Annotated in this window: 6 protein-coding genes; all 6 read right to left on the bottom strand. The window is 43.8% G+C overall.

The window, feature by feature from the left end:
- Window positions 1–217 (bottom strand): SDR family NAD(P)-dependent oxidoreductase (locus AC1DF0_RS31830; RefSeq protein WP_477577542.1); only part of this gene is annotated, 217 nt, incomplete at its 3' end.
- Window positions 218–351: 134 nt separating this feature from the next.
- Complete coding sequence (locus AC1DF0_RS31825) at window positions 352–777, bottom strand: MarR family transcriptional regulator (RefSeq protein ID WP_475822135.1); 426 nt, start codon at window positions 775–777, stop codon at window positions 352–354.
- A gap of 181 nt (window positions 778–958) precedes the next feature.
- On the bottom strand, window positions 959–1171 hold the full coding sequence (locus tag AC1DF0_RS31820) for an FAD-binding protein (protein ID WP_477577540.1): 213 nt from the start codon (window positions 1169–1171) through the stop codon (window positions 959–961).
- Between the two features lie 143 nt (window positions 1172–1314).
- Window positions 1315–3054: an ABC-F family ATP-binding cassette domain-containing protein gene (locus AC1DF0_RS31815; protein ID WP_477577538.1), complete on the bottom strand. Its 1740-nt coding sequence runs from the start codon at window positions 3052–3054 to the stop codon at window positions 1315–1317.
- Window positions 3055–3363: 309 nt separating this feature from the next.
- Window positions 3364–3810 carry a hypothetical protein gene (locus tag AC1DF0_RS31810; protein ID WP_477577536.1) on the bottom strand — a complete coding sequence of 149 codons (447 nt, stop codon included), beginning with the start codon at window positions 3808–3810 and terminating at the stop codon, window positions 3364–3366.
- Window positions 3811–3835: 25 nt separating this feature from the next.
- Window positions 3836–4461, bottom strand: a 626-nt coding sequence (locus AC1DF0_RS31805) for an SDR family NAD(P)-dependent oxidoreductase (protein WP_477577534.1), incomplete at its 5' end; no start/stop codon positions are given.

Raw genomic sequence — 4461 nt, 5'->3', positions numbered from 1 at the left:
ACGCATTAATCGGCCCTTCGAGCTGTTCCGCTAATCGACGTACATCCGACATCTTGGACAGATCTGCATAGAGGTAGCCCGCCCCCAGCTCGGCGGCAATCTTCTCGCCTTGGGTTCGATTACGACCGACGATCGTTACCTCCCAACCGTGTTCCGCGGCAAAGCGCGCCGTCCCGTAACCGATTCCGCTTGTTCCTCCTGTAATTACGATTCGCATAACAACCCTCCATTAGTTAGGATCCTAGCTATAAAACAAATGTTTTTCATCTTCGTCCTTATACACGCACCATTGCACTCACCTCCTCTCGAATTGCTAGGATGCTAGCTATTAGTGAAGGCTAAAAGCCCTTATTAATAATATTCCTTATCCCCTAGATTCTTGGCCACTCGTTGCAGCCACTGTCCCAGCAAATCTCTCTCGGCTTGCGTGAACCCTTTAAGCATCTCGTTCTCGAATTGCAGAATAAGATCAACCAGCTTACCGAACACCTCGTTGCCCTTCTGCGTAAGTGTCACAACGTTAGCCCTTCCGTCTGTATGGCTAGGCTTACGGGAGATGTATGACCGAGCCTCCAGCTTATCTAATATTCCGGTCAACGTCGCGGATGTAATACCGCTATGATGCTGGAGCTTCTGCTGCTCCAACCCTCCGGATTGGGCCAAATAACCCAGGATCTCGAATTGCGAAGTCGTCAGATTGAATGTGCTTAACCGCACGTCAAGCTCTTTGCGCATAATAATATAGGTTCTTTTCAAATATAGGACGGATTGAGACATGCGTTACGGCTCCATTCTGAGATCGTGTTAATATAATTAGCATCCTAATTATATATCAGAAATTTCCAGAGTGTCAACCGACCTCGCTTCATAAGCCAGCTTAACGGCAATCGAACCGATGGATTAACGTGCGCGCTGCAAATCTGGTGTAAGTGATTGCAAATTGATGAAGACATAAATATTACATCGCGAGGACGCATGAGCCATTTGGCGACAAATAACGGGCCAACTCTCCGTACCGGATGCCGCCCTCCACCGTGACGGCCCCTCGCGAGGGGTCAAGCCCCAATACTTGATTCATCTTATTCAGCGATACCAGACTGCCGGACGTATCTGCAATGCTGTTGAACGAGTGGCGCGAACCAAGCGCTCTCACTTTATGGCGTTTCGCCACCCATTCCTGGAGCTCTCCATGCGCTCCGGCTCGAATAGCTCCGATGCGCTATCGCCATGTCCCAATTGTCCTTAGTTTTGGCCATACGCAGTATTGCCGCCGCCAAACTCCTTTACAAGGCTGCGTTCTTTGGGCTTATGCAATTAAAGCAACTTAATCAGCTCTTCCAGCTCATCAACCAATACTTTTGCAAGTTCAAAATCATTATCTTTTAACGCCAACTCTATTTTCATTTCAACTGATCTTTTATTTTGTTCAGCTTCTAGATAGTCCTTATCAAAATGACTAGCATAAATCATCTGCCTAAATTTTCGAATACTCATTTTTCTAATCGACTTATCCTCAATGATTAGAACATAATCCATACCATTTACCACAGAATAGAAATCATGAGAAATCATAAGAATCGCGCCTTTATAATTCTGAATAGCTTTCTCCAGTGCTAGCTGAGAGTAGATGTCTAAATGGCTTGTCGGTTCATCAAGAAGCAATACGTTTGCTTTACTGGCAGCGGCTTTAGCCAATTGAAGCATATTTTTTTCTCCACCCGATAATGATTTTATCTTTTGATTAACGATTTCGCCTTCAAAACCATAGCTTGAAATATAAGATCTAACTTCATCATACGTTTGAAACCCAGCATCGATGAATTCTTCTAGTATTGTATTAGATTCCTTTAGCACTTCGCCTTGATATTGAGATAAATAAGCTACTTTAACATCAGCATTTATTTCAATTGAATCATCATTATTTTTAAAGATATCTCGGAGTAAAGTCGTTTTTCCCGTACCGTTTGAACCAATAATGGCTACTTTATCCGTAGATTTTATCTCAAAGCTAACATTGTCTAACAGCAACTCATCAAAGGCAGCGCTATAATTATGGACATGTACAACAATGGTGTCTTCCATTTCATTATCGATACCAAAATTAATATTCGGTTGCTTAATATCAACGAACGGTGCTTTAATTCTACGCGCTTCCAATCTTTCTTGAAACTTGACTCTGGCTTTTAAAGCTTTGCCTCTAGAAGCTTCTGAATTATAGGTTGCGATAACTCTAAGATTAGCGATTATGTTCTCGTTTCTCTCCAATTCTTCATCCTCGGCGATTTTGAGTTCTTGCAACTCAACTTTAGTCTGAAGCAAGGAGAAGGTATAATCCATATATCGCCCCTCGAACTCTTGGATCTCAGTGTTTTCAAGATGTATAATTTTGTTGAAACAATGATTCAATAGATATCGGTTATGCGTAACAACTAGCAATATGCCTTTGTGGGAATTAATCAGGTTCTTAAGCGCATTTAAGTTTTCAAAGTCTAAAAATACATCCGGTTCGTCCATAATCATTAAGTCTGGACTACTAAGCATTTCCTTCATCACTTGAATAAGCTTGAATTCCCCACCGCTCAGGTCGGAAACCCTAAGATCTTTAAGCTTCATCAGGTTTGCTAGATTAAGTTTCTTATTCATGTTGCTTTCAAAATCTTCCCCACCAATTGAATCAAATGCGTCTAAAGCTAATTGATATTTCTCTAATAAGGAATCAATATCCGATGATGTTTCCATCTCCGTACAAATAGCGGTTATTTCATTTTGTATCTTAATAAATGGTTCCCCTATATATTCATAAACGGTTGTTTCTTTCGTTCTGTCGAATTGTGGAAACTGACTTACGAGGCCAATCCTGCAAGTCGGGTCTATTTCTAACTTACCCTCGAACAAATATCTTTCTGGATCCATTAATATATCTATTAATGTACTTTTACCATTGCCGCTTGTTCCTATAAAAGCGCAATGTTGCGCCTCTTCAAGCGTAAATGAAATGTTTTTATATAATTCCTTTTGCGGAAATGAGAAGGATAAATTATCAACTTTTATCATAGTATTTCCTTTCTTTATAACTAAAATAGCGACTATTATTAGATGTGATGCGCATACCATAGGTTATGAGTTTACCGTTGTTAGAGTAACACTGTTCACAACCAACTTCAATCAATTTGTATCCCATTCCTAGGTGGTCATCGTACCATGCTACTTTGAAAAGTATTATACGCATTTGTAAGAAAAGTCATTCAGTTACACGCTATGGCAGGTCTCTTAACCCTCCTAAAAGTTGACTTCGTGTTAACTTCTCTGTCAAAAAAAATACATCGCCGTGGCGCATAGGCCACTTGGCAATGTATTTTTGAACTACCGAAACTTGATTCCCTCAAACCTAATCCAATCACTCCAGCTCGATTCCATGCCAGCCACCTCGTCTATACGGTCATCCTCATGGACGAGATGCCGGAATGCAGAAGTAAGACTGTCCACGAATTTTAAATGAATCGTTCCATGCCGCTCGACTTGTCTAGCTGCCGCGGTCTCTTTGACGGCTTCGGGCAGCACGACAACAACCCACCGCAGATACGAATGTTGGAGGATCGGCAGAGCTTTCAACATCGAATCCAGAGTGGCGACCGTCCTTTCGGCGATAATCCGATTATCAATCAGAAGGTGAAAGGGCTGCGTCGCCTCTTGCAAAGCCATGTGCGCATCCGCAGCGATATCACGGAAATCCTCCATCGTTACCACCGGTTCAAAATGCGTCAACGCCAAAATATGATTTTGCACCAGCCACCCTGCTTTATAGCGCATGCTCAACTCCCCCTTTGTTATGTGGTCAAATATATTGTCGACTGTATACCCACAGCGCCTCGGCTTCTTGGCCTGCGGGCAAAGAAACGCGGAAACGCATAGGGCGATCCTGCTTCCAATGCACCCCCGAATGCTTCTCCAAGATTAGCCGACCCAGATAAGCGCTGCCTTTGGCTATCGGCTGGCCGAACATTCGAGACAACAATCGGAACAGCAACGGCGCCTCTTGAAACAAATTCGTTCGAACCATTCCCGGATAGCAGGTATGCACGCGCAACTGCGGATATCGCTTGGCGAGCTCGGAAGCATAGAGATCGACCGCAAGCGCTGCCTTCATCGCGGATAATAGACCGGCTTGAGGTTCAGCCCAAGAGGTCGAAGCATTCTTGTGGACGCCGTTACCTCCTACCATAACGATGCATCCGTCAGGTACGATCTTGTTCTGCTGAAGAAGCATCTCCGACAACGCGAATTTACTCAAATAGTTTGTTGCGAAGGTCGCCTCCAACCCTTCATTGGTCAGCCGTGCCTCTTTGTCGGTAGATATTCCTCCCGCACACAGCGCCAACGCATTAATCGGCCCTTCGAGCTGTTCCGCTAATCGACGTACATCCGACATCTTGGACAGATCTGCATAGAGGTAGCCCGCCC

It is taken from the genome of Paenibacillus sp. 05T425 (assembly GCF_056396205.1).
This window is presented reverse-complemented; position numbering and strand designations above follow the sequence as displayed.